The organism is Flavobacterium bomense, from assembly GCF_003970355.1.
In genome coordinates, this window is the sequence record NZ_RYDJ01000013.1 from 1 (window position 1) to 19,535 (window position 19,535).

Below are 19,535 nucleotides of genomic sequence, written 5' to 3' on the forward strand. Positions count from 1 at the left end.
CTATTGAAGAATTTAACAATCAAATTAATTACAAAAATGTAGCTTAACTTAATGTGCAGTTTTTATTTGCATATCCAAACCTTATATTGAATCCACATGATTATCAAGTATTTTTGGTATGAGAAACGTTTTTATATTTCCTTGAGGTTGAAAAATGTACTTTAAAAAAAACATAAAATTATGAGATCATTTCTTTTTACTGCAGTTTTCATTGCGTTAGTAAGTTTTACTGCTTCCTCCTGTAAAAGCAGAAATTACATTACGTATTACAATAAAGCGAACACCATTGATAGTGTTTATAAGATTAATCGTGATACCACTGCTTTTATAAAACGATATAAAAAACTATTTAAAAAATACAATCCGCCCAAGAGCTACTCGACCTATGACAAATATGAAACCTATATTGTTTTTTCTGACAAGTACAGTAAAAACTTTGGTAAAAAAAAGAGCTTATATAAATTACTTGTCTTAGTGGCTCCTTATAGTGAACATTATAAAACATTGATTCCCCTTTGTGCAAAATATGGAATAGACAGCTTAAGTGTTGAGCAAAAAATAGCGGATAGTAAAAGCAATATGAATAAACAACTAATTGATTCATTTTCTGTTGCTTTTGTTCGTGACCAAAAACTAAAACGTTCAGATCCATTAAACACTGTTAAAAATGATAGAATAAATGCTAGACTTCTTAAATGGACGATAGAAAATTATGGATATCCGTCACCACAAAAAATCGGTATGACAGGAAATGATGGTGTGTTTATGCCTATGCTGACATTTTTGAGTCACATGGGTGGTGGCGTACCAGAATATTATCCCTATTTTAAGGATACATTACTGCTCTATGTAAAATCTGGAGAATGTTCACCCAGGGAATATGCAACAATGATAGACCGACATGAACATGAGAATAAGCGGGAAATTCTTTATGGTGAATACCTTTTTAATTTTTCAGATCTTAAAAAAGTAAACCGTAATAGGAGAAGCATAGGTCTGAAAAGCTTAATCGATAATGTAAAATAGTAAGATAATTAAGTTTTTAAAAAATGATATTAATATTTTCAATAAACCAAGAACTCACAACAACGGAAGTTGCAAGGTGGTTAACTTTGATGAATAAAAAGTTTATTCGCATAAATGAAAATGAAGTTTTTGATATTAAGGTTTATCAAAAAAGAATATTTCTTGAAAGTCAAAAAAATAGTTTCTTTCTTGATGAAGTAAGTAGCGTATGGTATCGCAGAAAAGGTTTAAAGTTTAAGAATTTGCGATATATAAATAAAGCTATCAATTTATATATGGATGAAACTCAACATTGGCTTCAGGATTATGTAATGACAATATTGGAGTCTAAAAGACATATAAACAAACAATCAACTAAAAATGTTAACAAATTGACTGTTTTAGATAGAGCAAGAGAATGTGGACTGGATGTTCCAAAATATTTTTTAGCGGAAAACACAAACGATGTTGTTCTAAATGAAACTATTATAAAGTCTATCACACAAAATGTGATTATAGAAAATATTGATAAAGATAGAGATGGAATTATGTATACTAACGTAGTAGACAAACTTGAAAACGAGAATTTTTTTATCTCTTTTTTTCAAGAAAAAATAGAGAAGGATTTTGAAATACGTAGTTTTTATTTGGATGGAAAAATTTGGTCATTTGCGATTTTCTCACAAAAAGATGAACAAACTAAAATTGATTTTCGAAGATATAATCTTAAAAACCCAAATAGGAACGTTAGCTATAATCTTCCAATAGAAATTGAAAAAAAAATTCACATCCTTATGAAGTCATTAGATCTAAATTGTGGTTCATTAGATTTTTTAAAGAATGTGGATAAATACTATTTTTTAGAAGTTAATCCAGTCGGTCAATTTTCAGGTTTGTCAGCAAAATGTAATTACTCCCTAGAAAGGGAATTAGCCAGTTATTTATGAAAAAAAAATTTAAGGAAAAGAACAAATTACCTCTTACGTTTAAGTATATAGAACCTTTTAGGGAAAAGAAAAACAAAAGAAGTAAAAGAGAAGACACTATCTTTTTTGTGTCATGTGAAAAATATAATACTGATTTTATGGTTAGGTCGCATCCCCTAAAATCCCTAATAAGAATGTTATGAATTATTTTAATCTGTTCTCAAATATTTTGCTTACCAAAGGAATAAGAAGAGTTCTAATATCTGATTTACAAAGAAACGTTTCAGAGCTATATCCTTTAGAATTACTTGAATTTGTTATTGAGTTAGGAAAAAATTCTATAGATGATGTGATAAATTCTTATGATGATGAATCTAAAGAAATTGCTGAGGGATATCTGAATTTTTTAATGGAAAAAGAATATGGTTTTATCAGTAACGATGATTGGGATCGAAATTTCCCTCCGCTTACGTACGATTATAATGACTATAGTAAATTATCCAATTTGTTTATGGAATTTAGTAGTCTTGATGTTTTGCATAAAATAAAAACTTCTATAGAAGAATTAGAATTAAAACATTTGGTCATTTATTCTGCAAGACCCCTTTCTATTGATGATTATGTTGAGATCGATAATTGTTTTAAAAATTCTGTTTTGGAGGGGATTGAAATTGTCTCTCCTTTTTATGAAGAAATAAATCTCGATTTTTTGCAACGTCTTAATAAGGAGACTTTGAGAATACATAGTATGGTTTTTTATAATTGTAAGAAAAAAACACTTAAAAACAATGATTTTTTTAGATTTACAGTAAATTTTAGTAATAAGGATTTGAAATTATCTTCTTGTGGTATTGTAGATTTAAAATATTTCAATACAAATTTACCCAAAGTCTTAGAATCTATAAATCACAACTCCTGCCTTAATAAAAAAATCTCTATTGACAAGGACGGCAATATAAAAAATTGTCCTGCAATGTTACAGAGTTTTGGCAATATTAAAGATACCACCCTCGGAGAAGCCCTAAACCATGTAGATTTCAAAAAATACTGGGAAATCACGAAAGACCAGATAGAGGTTTGCAAAGATTGTGAGTTCCGTCATATCTGTACTGATTGCCGTGCTTATACTGAACGTACTCATTTTGATGGAGACATAGACTTATCCAAGCCGTTAAAATGTGGTTACAGTCCATATACTGGAGAATGGGAAGAGTGGAGCACGAACTCATTAAAGCAAAGGGCAATCAAATTTTATGGTATGTAGGAATTAATAAAGAAAGATGCTTAACTATACTCACAACCTATTTATTTTACAAAAACGAGTTCGAGAATGACAAAGTCATTACCCTTCTACAAACAACGCAAGGCACAAGACTGTGGCCCGATTTGTCTAAAATAGTAGCCAAGCATTACGGAAAAGCCTTAAGCATCCAACAGCTTTGAAATCTATCAGAAACCACTCGCGAAGGAAGAAATTTATTATTATTGAGTGAGATTGGCGAGAAAATTGGTTTTAGAACATTGGGAGTAAAACTCAATTTAAAAAAATTACAGAATTAGAATAAAAAATGCGTATTGAGGCCTAATATTATTTTAAAAAAGAGCTACAAAGCAGGGATTATTTAAATACAATCCGATGACTGATCATTCTGGCTTAGTGAAAGAGTCAATAATTCAGAGATTTATTTAATCCCGCTCCATAAATTTTAACATAATTTACTTAAAAACTACACCTCTTGTTAAAGGTAGTCGTTGAATTATGGATATTCCATTTCTTCTTTCTATTTTTCAGAATAGAATTTCTCACATTCGTTTTTTTTAAGAAGCAAAGTGCACGTTGTGGATTAAGAAAATGTGGAATTGATAATGATTTCATGGAGAAATAAAAATATTTATTAATCATATAAATAATTAAAAATGTCATTAAAAGAAAAATTAAATTTAGCCACTTTTGAAAGTAAATATGAAAAACTTTCTAGAAAGAATCTTTCTAAAATCTTTGGAGGAAGCTCTTGTACAACAGGATCAAGTTCTTCGTGTGAAAGCACTGCAGTTTGTACTTGTCCAAAAAGACCTCCAGTTATAAAATAATTTGTTAAACAATTTTGGACAGCTAATTACCTAAAGCAGAGAAACATTCATAATTAAATGGATACCTCTGCTTTTTAATTAAAATAGTGATTTTTAACGATGTTTTAACAAAAAGGAATTATGTTTAAATTTAATTTAAATAAGAATGTCGACACGAGTTTTGTTGAGGCTAATTATTTTTATGCCATATATCAAATAAACGAATACATAGAAATAGAGTTGTCAAAAAAAATATTAAAATTGGAATTTTGCATAGAAAGCAAAATTGATTTTAAAACAAGTATTTTTAACCAAACAATTCTTTTTCTTAAAGATAATTTTTTATCTTTTGTTCTCGTTCACGAATATGAAATTGCTAAAAAAGGGGGGATTTTGGTCGGGTCTACTGAAGAAGATGTTTTTAAAAATTTTATTTTATTAACCACGAATAAAGAATGGTTGGAGTATTTTTTCGAAAAATACCCAATAATTCAAAAAAGAATAGAAAAATTTATAAATCAAGCAATTGACTATTTCGATTATTTTTTCAATAAAATCATTGCTGATTATTCTAGTTTTAACCTACATTTTGGGATAAAAGGAAAAATAAAGGATGTGAAATTATTCCTAGGAGATTTACATAGTGGTAATAAGTATGTTTTTAGAATTGATTTTTTAGCAAGTACATCTTTATTTTTTAAACCAAGGAATTTTCTAAATGAATTATTTTTTGAAAAAGTGGTTGATTTCTACAATCAATTAGATACAGTCGATTTTATTCTTCCCAAATCTTTATCAACAGATGATTATTGTTGGGTAAGTCAACTTGAGTACAAAAATAATTTTTTAACAAATCTTGAGATAGATGAGTTTTATTTTAATCAAGGAAAGTTACTCTTTATCTTCCACTTATTGGGAACTGTGGACATCATTCCAGATAATTTAATTATCTCTAACAATAGACCCGGATACTTTGATCTGGAATGTTTAATTGCAAGACCCAAATACTTAGTGAAAGAGAGTGTTGCCTATATGTACGAGGAAAGCGTAATGAAAATAGGAATGTTACCTGATTGGATGATGAATAACAATTTTGAAAGGGATATTTTATCCTCAACCTTTTTTGAACTTAACTCTCAAACAATAAAGTCAAAATCTTGGAAGAAAAATAAATCAAATTTTGAATATGTGGACTCGTTTGAATTATTTTCAGAAGAAGAAGACAAACATTTGCCAAAAATAAATAACAAGCATGTTGAATTAAATGAAAATTTACTTAACAATGTATTAAATGGTTTTACAAGTTTTTATAATTTAACAATAAAAAATAAGAAATCACTTAAGGAGTTTTTTTCTGAAAACTCAAATTTTTCAAATCATAAATTTAGAGTTATTTTGCACCCTACCTCAATATATTCTTTATTATATAGGGAAATAAATATCCCTGAATACCTGCAAAACACTACTGATATTGATTCTACCATTGAATACCTTGTTGGAATGACAAAATCAGATAATTATTTGATTGATAAAATAAAATTGCTTCAATCGATTAAAAATCAATTATTTGAACTCGATATACCTTATTATTGGTTTGATACAAAAGGATTTTTGTATGACGGTAAAAATGAAATTATTAGTAATGATTGGAAATTTAATCCCACAGAATTTATTGTTGATAGAGTAGAAAATTTAACTATTTCTAATTTAAAATTTCAATTAGAAATAATAAAAAAATCCTGCACATTCGCATTGGAAATGAAGGGATTACATATTGAAAAAGATGATTTTTTAAATTCAAAACACAATATTGTTTTAAATGTAAACGATAAAAAAAATAAAATTGACGCTATAAAGTTAAAATTATTAAAGTCAGCGATAAAAATTGGAGACACCTTAAATAATACTCTTTTTGAGATAGATAACAAAATCAATTGGATTTCTAAAGTAAGAGATCCGGCAGATGGTAGATATGGGATTTCGTTACTTAATTATGATTTATATGATGGTCAATCTGGCGTTGGATTATTCTATCTGTATTTATATAAGTATACTAAAAAAACTATTTATAAGCAAAATGCGCTAAAGATATTTAATCAAATAGAAGGTGCTACAATTTCTATGATTAAAAGTGGATACTATGATAATGTCTCAAACGATTATTTAAATAATTTTCCAATATCTCCCTATTCACACCCTATGAGCTTCGTTTATCTGAGCACTCATGTGAAGGAGGTGTTAGGAGAGAAATACATTGATTGGTCTACCATAGATATAATTTTTGATCAGATTAAATTAATTTTACCACAAGTTAAAAATTGTGACTATCTTCTTGGATTGTCAGGATTAGTAGATTTTTTATTGAATATGAAGAAAGAAATTACAATAAAAGGTTTAATAAATAAGATTGATGAAATCATTGGGATTTCTCTAATTATTATCTCAAAAGAGGCTCATTTGAATTCAGATTACGCCTCGTGGGTTTTTAACGATTCTGGAACAGAAAAAATAAATAAATTAGGAGGTTTTTCACACGGAACTGCTGGTATATCCTATGTCCTATTCAAATCATTAACCTTTATAGAAGATGAAAATATAAACAATATTGCAAATCGAGCATTGAATTTCGATAGAAGTTTTTATGACGATAAAATTAATGGCTGGCTCGACAGAAGAGATTTAGGAGAAAATTTTGATTCAAGTGCATGGTGTCACGGTTCTGGGGGTATAGGATTAGGGCGCCTACTGACAAAACAATTCAATAATGATAATACCCTTGACAAAGAAATTAACATTGCAAAAAACAACCTTATTAAAAATGGTTTTTTAGGGAATCAATGTATTTGTCATGGTGATTTTGGCAATCTTGAAATTTTAAAAGGCTTAAGTATTAAAGAAGAAAACAACAATTACATTTGGAATTATTTAGATAAATTATGTGATGATTTTAGTGAAAATAAAAAATTTAATTGTGGAGATGGAGGTCAAATGGAATTATTAGGATTGTTCATGGGCTATAGTGGTTTTGGATACCAAATGTTGCGATTTTATGATTGGGAAAATACTCCAAGTCTTTTGTGTTTAGAAACCCCAAATGCTTTAAATTATGAATTACATGAAAAATAGTTTTAGAATACTCGTATTACTTTTAAGTTTACAATCCTTTTCTCAAAAAATTGAGACCCAATTAGGTGGTGGAATAGATATAAAAAATGAAGATATTAATACCATTTTCAAATTATGGAAAAATTACTTATTATCAAATCCAGATTCGATTTATGACAACCCTTATTGGAATGATTCCGAAAAAAAGAAATACAAAAGTTATGATTTGCTAAAATCCGAAGGTTTTTTAAGTCCTTCTCTCTATGCTTTACAACCTAAAAACACGGTGTTATACATTAACGAATACGGCAATGATTACTTGATTCACTCGATGTATTACTGGATTAGTGATGTCAATACTCTTAGTCCTTTAGCAATAACAAATGTGGTTGCAAAAAAAGAAAATGGAATTTTTAAATTATATAATTATTTGCCTTTTTATACAAATAGATGGAAAAGTAAGCAGGTTGGCATGATTAATTATTATTATCCAAATGACTATGTTTTTAATAATGAAAATGCTCTAAAAGCAGATAAATTTTTAAATAAATTGAATGAATTATTTGATTTAGATTTAAAAAATCTGATCTATTATATAGCTAGCGATTGTGATGAAATACACAAAATGAAGGGGTACGAGTATATTATTTCCATGGGAAGAACCCCAAGTTTATGTGGTTTTTTTGATATCCAAAATAGTATTGTTTATTCAAATTCTAATGCGGGTGAATATCATATGCATGAATTAATTCATGTCATTAATTCTAAATATACAAAAGCAAATTATCTACTGTTATCAGGTCTGTCTGTATACACAAATGATAAAAAATCTCATTTAGGGAAGCCTTTTTTACATTATATGGATAGAATCCAAAATTATATAAATGCAAATCCAGAAATTGATTTGGCTAATTTTGAAAAATTACCTCAAATAGAGGAAATAGACACCTATTATTTTGTGGGGGCATTAATTGCAGATATTATTTTAGAAAAAGAGGGGATAGAATTACTGAAAGAGGCACTTAATAGTGGAGTTGAAAACACTGATTTGTTGTTGTTTTTAGAAAATAAAATTGGTTTAAATAAACAAAAATTAGATTCCCTTTTGAAAGAGAAATTTAAAAAAGCGAGTCAAACTCAAAAGTTTACTTTCCGCATTAATTATTAAAATTAACATTTGTTCTATTAATTGTTACCATTGAAAAAATTTCCTAAATACTTACAAACAGAATCAAAAGATTGTGGACCTACTTGCTTAAAAATAATTGCCAAACATTATGGCAAAACTATAAATATTCAAGGACTCCGGGATTATAGCCAAACCACACGAGCAGGTAGTAATTTGCTGATGCTAAGTGAAGCAGCTGAGAAAATTAGCTTTAGAACACTTGGTGTAAAACTTTCTTTAAAAAAACTTGGAGAAGTCCCTTTACCTTGTATATTGCACTGGAACAAAGATCATTATGTGGTTATTTATAAAATAAGAAAACAAATCTATTATATTTCTGACCCCGCCATTGGACTTATAGAATATTCAGAAGTAGAATTTTTAAACTTTTGGATTGGAAACAATGCAACGAAAACTACTGAGGAAGGTATTGCATTATTGCTAGAACCAACACCAAAATTTTATCAATCAGAATTTGAAAGTGAAGATAAAAAAGTGTTTGGTTTTAGTTTACTTTTTAAGTATATATATCCTTACAAATCATTTATAATTCAGTTAATTATTGGTTTACTAGCTGGAAGTTTATTGGAAATTATTTTTCCGTTTCTTATTCAAAGCATTGTAGATGTTGGTATTCGCAATCAAGATATGCATTTTATCTATTTGATTCTGTTCGCACAATTGTTTCTTTTTGTAGGCAAGACAGGATTAGAATTAATTCGTAGTTGGATTTTATTACATCTATCTACTCGCATAAATATTTCACTAATTTCAGATTTTTTCATAAAGTTAATGAATCTGCCTATTTCATATTTTGATGTAAGAATGACGGGAGATATTATGCAACGTATCAATGATCACCATCGTATTGAACGAATGCTAACCACTTCGTCATTAAGTGTATTGTTCTCCTTAATCAATATGCTTATCATGGGAGGCGTTTTAGCCTATTATAACTTGAAAATATTTATGGTTTTCTTTTTGGGAAGTTTCCTTTATTTTCTTTGGGTAATTCTGTTTTTGAAACGCAGAGAAAAACTAGATTACAAGCGGTTTTCCGAGGTGTCTCAAGAACAAAGTAAAGTGATTGAACTCATCAATGGGATGCAAGAAATAAAATTGCATAATGCCGAAAAACAAAAACGTTGGGGATGGGAATATGTCCAAGCACGTTTGTTTAAAGTTTCTATGAAAGGTCTAGCTTTAGAACAAACTCAAAATATAGGTTCTAATTTCATTAACGAAATAAAAAATATTGTAATTATTTTTCTTTCTGCAAAACTGGTTATTGACGGGCAAATCACTTTAGGAATGATGTTGGCAATTAGCAGTATTGTGGGTAGTTTGAATGGTCCAATTTTACAACTCATCAATTTTATTCGAGAAGCACAGGATGCCAAAATATCGTTGGCTCGTTTATCCGAGATACACGAGAAAGAAGATGAAAGCCAGCAAGAAGAAACTCAAATACACGACATCCCTAATAATACTGATATTGTTATAAAGGATTTAAGTTTTCGATATATTGGGTCTGATATTCCAGTTTTAGAAAATCTAAACTTAACTATTCCAGCAAATAAAGTAACCGCTATTGTAGGCACAAGTGGAAGTGGTAAAACCACTTTGATGAAGTTGTTACTAAAATTTTACGAACCTAATAGTGGTGAAATTTCTCTCAGCCTCAACCCCTCTCCTTCGGCGAAGGGATCTGAGTTTGGAATTCTGGACGGAGAAGTCAATAACGAAAATTCAATTTCGGGCACCTCCCTTTTGGGCAAGATTAGCTTGGGGAATATTGCCCAACGCACTTGGCGTGCTCACGTGGGAACAGTGATGCAAGAGGGCTATATTTTTAATGATACTATTGCTAATAATATAGCGATTGGTGTTGATATAATTGATAAAGAGCGATTGGTTTATTCTGCCGATGTAGCAAATATTAAAAACTTTATTCAAGACTATCCACTGAGCTATAATACTAAAATAGGAATGGAAGGAGTCGGGATGAGTACGGGTCAAAAACAACGTTTATTAATTGCCAGGGCAGTTTATAAAAACCCAGAAATGTTATTTTTTGACGAAGCTACTTCAGCTTTAGATGCCAATAATGAAAAGGAGATTATGCAGAAACTGGATATCTTCTTTAAAAATAAGACGGTAGTTGTTATTGCCCACCGATTAAGTACCGTTATGAATGCCGACCAAATTGTAGTACTTGAAAAAGGAAGAATTGTTGAAATTGGCAATCATCAGGAATTAGTAAAATTGAAAGGAAGTTATTATGAATTGGTCCGAAATCAGTTGCAATTGGGAAATTAATCTGTTTTCCAGTGTTTAACTGTAAAATAATATATTGAAATTTAAAAAATGCCAGAAAAAAAAATAGAATTAAGAAGTGAAGAAGTTCAAGAAATTCTCACACGAGTGCCACATTGGATGATTCGATGGGGAACAATTTTGATTTTCGGAATTATTCTAATGCTACTTTTCACTTCCTGGTTTATAAAATATCCGGATATTATTACAACTCAAATTGTCATTACCACTAACATTCCTCCCGAAAAATTAATAGCCAAAGTATCCGGTAGAATTACAGCTATTTTAGTAAAAGATGGAGTGGATGTATCAGAAAGTACTCCCCTTGCCATTATTGAGAATTCAGCCTATTATAAAGATGTTTTTTTGCTAAAAAAAATTGTTGATACTATTCACATAAATAAAATTGAATTCCCTTTTGAGCTATTAAAATTTGCTCAATTGGGCGAAATCGAAAGTTCTTTTGCCTTTTTTCAAAAAGAAAGTATTGCCGATGATTTAAATTCAAAATTGCAACCATATCAAGTTGAAGGCATGTCACAAACTTATGAAGCCATACAATTAAAAGAACGTTTAAATTTGTTAGAATCTCAGAAAATTATTAATCAGAATGAACTTGCCCTCGCTAAGATTGATTTAAACCGAAATGAAAGTTTATTTAAAAAGGGTATTATCGCTTCACAAGAATTGGAAAAGCATCAATTGAGTTATCTTCAAGTTGATAGGAGTTATAAGATTTTATTGAGCACCATTTCTCAATTAAAATCGTCTTTGAACGAGTTAAATAGAAATAGTAAAACTACACAAATTAATGAAAGTAAGGACAATGTAAATTTAGAGCGCAATGTCATTCAATCCTTTTATCAACTCAAAAAAGTCATAAGAGATTGGGAGTTAAAATATGTCTTGCGTTCCTCTATAATTGGCAAGGTTACTTTTTTACAAATTTGGACAGAAAATCAAACCGTGAATGCTGGCGATAATGTTTTTACAATTATTCCTAAAAACGAAAATGGTTATATTGGTAAAGTGAAAGCTCCTGTACTAAATTCCGGAAAAATTAAAATAGGACAAGATGTAAACATTAGATTGGCTAATTTTCCTGATAGAGAATTTGGTATGCTCAAAGGGAAAATTAAAAACATTTCTTTAACTCCTGATAAGGAAAGGAATTTATTGATCGATGTTTCCTTAGTCAACGGATTAGAAACTTCCTACAAAAAACAAATTACTTTTCAACAAGAAATGAGTGGCACTGCTGATATAGTTACCCAAGATTTACGACTGATTGAACGCTTGTTATATCAGTTTAGGGATATTTTTAGGAGGTAAACCTTTCTTCTTTTTAACATAGTTTATAGTTAAGCTACCTATTTTGTTAAAAGTTAAATCCCAAAAAACCACTTTTCATTTCTTCTTTATACTTTCGACCTGTAATCCTTTTTTGGAAAGAATATAGTTTCTGTGTCAAATTGAGATCTGTTGGAATTTTATCTGACATTTGAATTTTACAAAACAGTTTCTACCAGAGAAATTAAATAAACGATTGTACATGACTACAATCACTAATTTCTATTTGAATAAAAACCAATCTATTATACTAATTATCAGACTAAAACCCAGATTTATTTAACATAGACCATTTAAAACCTAACAAATATGAATAAAATTTTACCTTTATTATTGCTCTTACTGTCTAGTATTATAGGTCAAGCTCAAGACAAAATAACATTCAGTTATGATAATGCAGGAAACCAAACTCAAAGAAGTTTATGTTTTGGATGTCTTTCAAAAAATTCGACCACCGCACCAAAAAAAATAAAAGCATTAACCCAAGATGATTTACAAAAATTCTTTCCAGAGGACTTAATCTCCTATTATCCAAATCCAGTAAAGGAAGAATTATACCTTAAGTGGGAACCTTTAGTCGATAATTTAGTGACTTCAATACAGGTGTATGGATTGAATGGACAAACATTAAAATCATATTCTGGGCTCGAAAAAAGCAACACCTTAAATATTCCTTTCCAAAGTTACTCTACTGGTATATACACCGTTTTATTATTCTATAGCAATGGAGAACAAAAATCGATCAAAATTATCAAACAATAATATATGAAGAAATTTTACTTTACTCTTATCCTTTTAGGATACAGCATCTTTATATCAGCGCAAGATATGGGTGGAACTCCAGTTCAGGGGTTGATTCCAATTAAAAGAACTTCGACTACTCCAGAAAAAGAATCCAATACTACCAGTCGAAATAATGAAACTTCCAAGTTACTCAATACAACAAGTGCTCCTACTGGAAATTCCGCAGAACTCGGGATAACCGAAGGTCAACTATCCGTTTCACTTACTGGAGGCGCAACTTACAATATTCCCATTGCTGTTCCAGCTGGGATAAATGGAGTAGTACCGCAAATAGGATTAACTTACAATAGTCAGGGAGGTAATGGAATGGCTGGTTATGGTTGGAATATCTCGGGTGTTTCTGCCATTACTCGAATTCCTGCCACAAAGTTTCATGACGAAACAATAGACGGTGTGGATTTTAATAGTTTAGACCGTTTTGCATTTGACGGACAACGATTGTTGGTAAAAAATGGCACAGCGGGGGTTTATGGTGCAAACGGCACAGTATATGAAACCGAGGGATTCTCTAATGTTAAAATTACATCCTATGGAGTTCATCCAAGCGGTACTAATTTTGGCCCAGCCTATTTTATAGTACAATATCCCGATGGATCAAAAGCCTATTATGGAAATTCGACTGACTCTCGTTCTATTACAGATTGGGCAATTACGTATTGGGAAAATCCGCAAGGCATAAGGATTAGTTATCATTATACACTTGCCAATAACAATTTGACTATTGCAAGCGTCAACTATGGTGCTCTGCTTTCCGCTACAGCAATCAATCAAATTCAATTTGTTTACAAAGCGCGTCAAAGAACAGAACAAGCATATATTGGAGGGCAAAGTTTCTTAAAAAACACTATTTTGTCCGAAATAAAAGTCGTCGGTAATGGTATTGGTTTTAGAAATTATACTTTAGGTTATGATGCTACTTCTTTGGGCTACGAACGTTTAACAAGTATAATTGAAAAAAGTGGTGATAATTCAAAAACCTTTAATCCTACAGTTTTTAGTTACGAAAACACTAGCGAATCTATTAAATATTCACCAATTACAACCGATTTAACTGTTGGAAACATATCCTCCCAAAATGCTTCTACTGTTTCGGGTGATTTCGACGGAGATGGAAATATGGATTTTTTAATTTATCCTACAACGGGTTCAGATAGCAAAGCAAAGTATTGGCTTTTTAACGGTCTAAGCCCTGAATCTGGAATTAACATAGGTTGGGAACATCCCGTAGGTAAATTTGATGACATTTTCCCTGTTTCATGGTTAAGTTGGAATAATAAATTAATGCCTATGCAAGGTTGGACTGTCCTTAAGGGGCTTTCAACAGGAACTACCACATTTAGTACCTATTCTACTGGAACAACAGGTTCAATCTATTTTCAATACGAAAAATCGTATCAATTCCCAAAATTTACTCTTGATTATTATTATACTTGTGATTATGGTGGTGGTTATCAACAGCCTGGAATTCAAGAAGATTATACTAATCAAAAAGCAATTGAACCAGACCCATCTGGTCCTACTCATGTGTATTCACAAACGGATATTCCTAAACACTATGTAAATGGTGATTTTAATGGTGATGGTCTGACTGATGTAGTAGTTATCGAAAAAGAAATTACATATTCATACCAATCGGGCTGCTCTGGATATACCGTAACGCGTCCTGGAGGGAGTTCCTATTTTGTAAATCTTGACAGAAGACTAACAGATAACTTTGTTAATGGAGCCGGTTATATTACATCAAATTCGTCTAGCAAGTTTATGGTCGCAGATTTTAACGGTGATGGAAAATCAGACATTTATGTTTTTGATACAGGAAAGGTAAAAGTTTATTCTCTCAATGACGCCAAACAATTTGTTCTATTATACCAAACCACAACGACTGACACTGATATTGCTCTAGATAAACCTATTTTAATGGGAGATTATAATGGTGATGGTAAGACTGATTTTATCATCCCTAAAGGAGGTAATAATTATGCGAAGTATATGTCTACCGGATCTAGTTTTATTAAAACGAGTGTAACTTATAATATTCCGTACAGAACAAATTATATTACTTCCGATTTTGTAGAAATAAATAATTTAATTGCTAATGATATAGATGGAGATGGAAAAACCGATTTGATTTCCTATTCAACATCAGGGAGATATTCAACCAACAGTGCAGGATATGTAATAGGAATTTGGAAAAATATGGATTCTAATTTCGTTAACTCTGTTACCAAAAACACAGGGCAAATTACTGGAGCAAAACCTTATTCGATGCCAATATTTTTAACTTCAGAAAGACCTAATTTTAATCTTGAATTGGCTGCAATATCAGATAATAAAATATATCATTTTAAATCTACTAAAGACTTTAATAAAGAACATTTATTAAACACCATTACTACTGGAAAAGGAGTTACTGAAACTATTACTTATCAACCACTAGACCCGAAATCTAGAGAAGACTATAATTCCATTTATACAAACAATGGCTCCATTGAACTCTTTCCTAATACGGATATATTGATTGCTCCGTCTTTTCAAGTAGTAACTAAACTGGAGAAACAAAGTACCACCGTTTATAAAAAACAGCTATTTTCTTATCATGGTGCTGTTTCCAATTTAGAGGGATTGGGATTTCTAGGTTTCCGCGCAACCATGAGAACCAATTGGCATGATAACTCAAGTCCTCTTATATCAAGTGTTTCAAAATTTGATGTCGGTCTAAGAGGTGCCAATACTGAAAACTATTCTGTATTAGGATTCGCATCGCCTTCATACACTCCTACAACTAATTTCATTTCAAAATCAGTGCTTACATATGAAAGTGAATTATCAGATAATAAAGTTTTTAAACTCAAAAACACGATTGTTCAGCAAGAAAATGGTTTAGACAATACCAATAGTGAGACGACCACTAGCTATGATAGCTATAACAGTCCTATAGCCGCAACAACTTATCTAAAAGAGGGAAATACGGTGGTGCAAACTACTATAAACGATGTTTCTTATGATGACCAGCCGGCTGGCTCAACTTATTATATAGGGCGCCCAACCAGTAAAATCAGTAATGTATCAGTTTTAGGAGATGCAACAAGTAGTGAAGAATTATATACTTATTCCAATCACTTACTGACTCAAATCAAGAAAAAGGGACATAATACAGATTATATTATCGAAGATAATGGGTATGATGCTTTTGGTAATATTACAAAAAAAACGATAACAGCACCAGCACTCACGCCAAGGATTACTAATTATGAATACGATACCTCGGGGCGCTTTCTAATAAAAAGTACTGACATCGAAGGTTTATCGACTACGTTTACCTACAATACCAGCAACGGCTTATTAAACTCAGAGACAAATCCCTATGGCTCAGTTACCTCCTATTTCTATGATTCATGGTTTAAGAAAATAAAAACTACCGATTATCTAGGCAAAAATAATGTCTATGAATATATGATCAGTAGCGAAAAAAATACTGTTGCTACGAGGGGGGATGACGGAAGTTATAGTTTGGAAGTGTTTGATGATTTGGGCAGAAAAATAAAATCACAAGTAAAAGATATTAATGGGAATCCGGTTAGTGTTTCCTATTTATATGATATTTATGACCGAAATACGCAAGTAAGTGAACCTTACTTTGGAGAAGAACCTTCACAATGGAATACTACACAATATGATATTTATGGAAGATTAATTCAGAGCAACGCATTTACTGGCAAAACAACTACTGTTGCTTATTCCGGTCTTACCACAACGGTAAATGATGGAACAATAACCAAGTCATCTACTAAAAATGCCATAGGCAATGTGGTAACAATGACTGAAACTCCGGGTGGAACTATCAATTATACATATTTTGCCAATGGCAATTTGAAAACTACAGATTATGCAGGAGTGGTAACTACCTTAGAGCAAGATGGCTGGGGCAGAAAAACCAAACTCACCGACCCATCGGCTGGAACCTACCTATATGCATACAACTCATTAGGTGAAGCCACAAAAGAAACCACTCCTAATGGATCAACGACTTATACGCTTGATAATCTGGGTAAATTGACTCAAAAAATAATAAACGGAACTAATACTAATACTAAAACCACTTATACTTATGATGCTACAACAAAGCTATTAACAGCCAGTATACTTGAAGACCTTGCCGAAGGAACTATTACCAATAATGCTGTATTATATGATAGTTACAAGAGACTATACAAAACTACCGAAACTACACCTTATGCTACATTTACAAAACAAATCACCTTTGATGCCTTTGGTAGAATTGATAAAGAAACAAGTACAGCATTTGCATCAGGGAAAACAAGTGCCAAAACGATAAAAAACACCTATAAAAATGGTTATCCTTGGCAAATACTCGATGATACAACGCAACAAGTTCTTTGGCAAATCAATACAACAACTGCGAGAGGTCAATTAGGAACTGCTATTATGGGAAATAGTATTGCAATAACCAATACCTACGACACATTTGGTTTTACAACCCAGTCCAAGCAGGATACAACTGGGAATAATCCATTGAATATCATGACTCTCAATACCGTTTTTGATTCACAAAAAGGAAACTTGACCAGTCGTACCAATAGTATGTTTAACACAAATGATGATTTTACCTACGACAGTCTGGATCGATTAACTAGTTATCCCAATGCATTGGGTGTACAAGAAAGCCAAACCTATGAAGATTCTGGAAAAATAAAGCAAAATAGTTTAGGAACCTACAACTATACCACATCTGCTAAACCATATCAAAACACTTCGATTACACTTACACCTGAAGCCAACGGCTACTATGCAAACAGAGAAGGAATTTATAGTGACAGTATGGAAACACAACAAGGTTGGGCAATATCATCGGAACCCAACGTAATGACTTATGATAACAGCAAAGCAAATACGGGTAATTATTCCTTGAAAATTAATAATACAGCGACAACTGAAAAGGTTGTACATTCTGACAAATGGATTACTATTGATAATACTGTTGCTACAGAATACACCTATTCAGCTTGGATATTTAGTAACAGTCCACAAGCAGAGTTGTTTTTATTTATGAAAACGGTGAATGAAACAGGGTATTATACTCAAGTTGACAATGTAGTTGAAAACACCATCAACCAATGGAAATATGTACAAAAAACGGTTCTTGTTCCGGCTAATATAAAAAAATTAAACATCCGTTTAGACAACAATGCACAAGGTATTGTATGGTTTGATGATGTTCAAATTCGAAAAACAACAAATCCTGCTACCCTAAAAAGAGAGCTTAATGTTAGCTACAACACCTTTAAGAGCCCGGTACAAATTGAAGAAACAGGAGTAGATAAAATCAGTTTTACTTATAACGACGATAACAGCCGCAGTACAATGTTTTATGGTGGCATGCAAGAGGACAAACTGCAACGACAATACCGCAAGCACTATTCTGCCGATGGTAGTATGGAAATAAAACAAAATATGACCACTGGAGTGCTAGAGTTTGTAACCTACATAGGCGGCGATGGCTATACTGCACCGATAGTATTAAAAAGCGACGGAACCACGCAAAATTATTTATATTTACACCGCGATTACCAAGGTTCAATACTAGCCATCACCAATGCCATTGGTCAAGTACTCGAAAAACGCCTCTTTGACGCATGGGGAACTATTGCTAAAGTACAGGATGGAGCGGGTAATACGTTAAATGGTCTTACTATACTGGATAGAGGTTATACTGGTCATGAGCATTTGCAAAGTGTGGGATTGATACACATGAACGGGCGTTTGTATGACCTTAAATTGCATCGATTTCTGCAACCTGATAATTATGTGCAAGACCCTAGTAATACACAGAACTTTAACCGATATGGGTATTGTATTAACAACCCACTCAAGTACACAGATATTAATGGCGAGTGGTTTGGAATTGATGATGCAATAGCTGGAGTAATAGGTGGACTTGTAAATTTAGGTGTAAATATTTGGCAAGGTAATATACACAATATAGGTCAAGGTTTTGCCGCATTTGGTGCAGGGGCGGCAGCAGGTGTTTTATCTTTGTATGGCCCTGCTGGTTGGGCAGCAGGAGGAGCAATTGTAGGAGGAACTAATGCGTGGCTGTCTGGCACAGATCCTGTTAAAGGGGCTTTAATGGGCGGTGTTACAGGGTTAGTTGGTGGGCAATTAGGACAGTGGGCAAGTGGAGCTATAGGAAATGTAGTTGTAAATGGTATTAAAGTGACCAGCCCGATTTTGCAAGGTACTATTATTGGTTCTTTAAGTAGTGGTGCTACTGGCGGAGTTATGAGTTTTAGTATGTCATTGATTGGTGGGGCTAATTTAAACGATGCGTTTAATGCAGCGGGTCAAGGTTTTTCTATGGGACTCGTAACAGGTGGGATAGCTGGTGCAAGTGCTGCTTATGCTAATTCTGTTAAGAATGGAGTGAATGCTTTTAATGGAAAAAAATTAGACTATCCATCAAATAATGGAGCTATAAAGGGAACCGAACAAACCATTACATTAGATAAAAATCAAGTAATAACTAGATTTGGACCAGAATCTGGAAGTTATGCTTCACCAGAAGGAACATCGTTTACACAACGATCATTATCGCCTGAGTATAATGTTAAAGAGATTCAATTAAATTCATACAAGGTTATAAAACCAATTCCGAATGTAGAAAGTTCTACAATTAAACCATATTATTTTCAAAAAGGAATGGGAACTCAATATAAGCTGCCATACAACATTGATTACCTCAGGACAAAATCATACATAATTAAACAATGACA

10 protein-coding genes are annotated in these 19,535 nt (G+C 31.8%); all 10 read left to right on the forward strand.

Annotation, left to right across the window (positions count from 1 at the left end; genetic code table 11):
- The first annotated feature begins 180 nt into the window (after positions 1-180).
- Positions 181-1,026: a hypothetical protein gene (locus tag EKL98_RS11250; protein ID WP_126562464.1), complete on the forward strand. Its 846-nt coding sequence runs from the start codon at positions 181-183 to the stop codon at positions 1,024-1,026.
- Positions 1,027-1,049: 23 nt separating this feature from the next.
- Entirely contained in the window at positions 1,050-1,952 is a 903-nt protein-coding gene (gwsG, locus tag EKL98_RS11255; protein ID WP_126562466.1) for a grasp-with-spasm system ATP-grasp peptide maturase, read from the forward strand.
- 178 nt (positions 1,953-2,130) lie between these two features.
- A complete protein-coding gene (gwsS, locus tag EKL98_RS11260; RefSeq protein ID WP_126562467.1) occupies positions 2,131-3,195 on the forward strand; it encodes a grasp-with-spasm system SPASM domain peptide maturase in 1,065 nt (354 codons plus the stop codon).
- Positions 3,196-3,848: 653 nt separating this feature from the next.
- The gene (locus tag EKL98_RS17615; RefSeq protein WP_158618329.1) at positions 3,849-4,022 is read left to right on the forward strand and encodes a hypothetical protein; all 174 of its coding nucleotides are present in this window, start codon (positions 3,849-3,851) and stop codon (positions 4,020-4,022) included.
- A 120-nt stretch (positions 4,023-4,142) separates the two neighbouring features.
- Complete coding sequence (lanM, locus tag EKL98_RS11265) at positions 4,143-7,127, forward strand: type 2 lanthipeptide synthetase LanM (RefSeq protein ID WP_126562469.1); 2,985 nt, start codon at positions 4,143-4,145, stop codon at positions 7,125-7,127.
- Entirely contained in the window at positions 7,117-8,274 is a 1,158-nt protein-coding gene (locus EKL98_RS11270) for a hypothetical protein (protein ID WP_126562471.1), read from the forward strand. The genes lanM and EKL98_RS11270 overlap by 11 nt, the downstream gene beginning before the upstream one ends.
- Positions 8,275-8,304: 30 nt before the next feature.
- Entirely contained in the window at positions 8,305-10,593 is a 2,289-nt protein-coding gene (locus EKL98_RS11275; protein WP_126562473.1) for a peptidase domain-containing ABC transporter, read from the forward strand.
- Positions 10,594-10,641: 48 nt separating this feature from the next.
- Complete coding sequence (locus EKL98_RS11280; protein ID WP_126562475.1) at positions 10,642-11,922, forward strand: HlyD family secretion protein; 1,281 nt, start codon at positions 10,642-10,644, stop codon at positions 11,920-11,922.
- A 327-nt stretch (positions 11,923-12,249) separates the two neighbouring features.
- Positions 12,250-12,702 carry a T9SS type A sorting domain-containing protein gene (locus EKL98_RS11285; protein ID WP_126562477.1) on the forward strand — a complete coding sequence of 151 codons (453 nt, stop codon included), beginning with the start codon at positions 12,250-12,252 and terminating at the stop codon, positions 12,700-12,702.
- A gap of 3 nt (positions 12,703-12,705) precedes the next feature.
- A complete protein-coding gene (locus EKL98_RS11290) occupies positions 12,706-19,533 on the forward strand; it encodes a glycohydrolase toxin TNT-related protein (RefSeq protein WP_126562480.1) in 6,828 nt (2,275 codons plus the stop codon).
- The last annotated feature ends 2 nt before the right edge of the window (positions 19,534-19,535 follow it).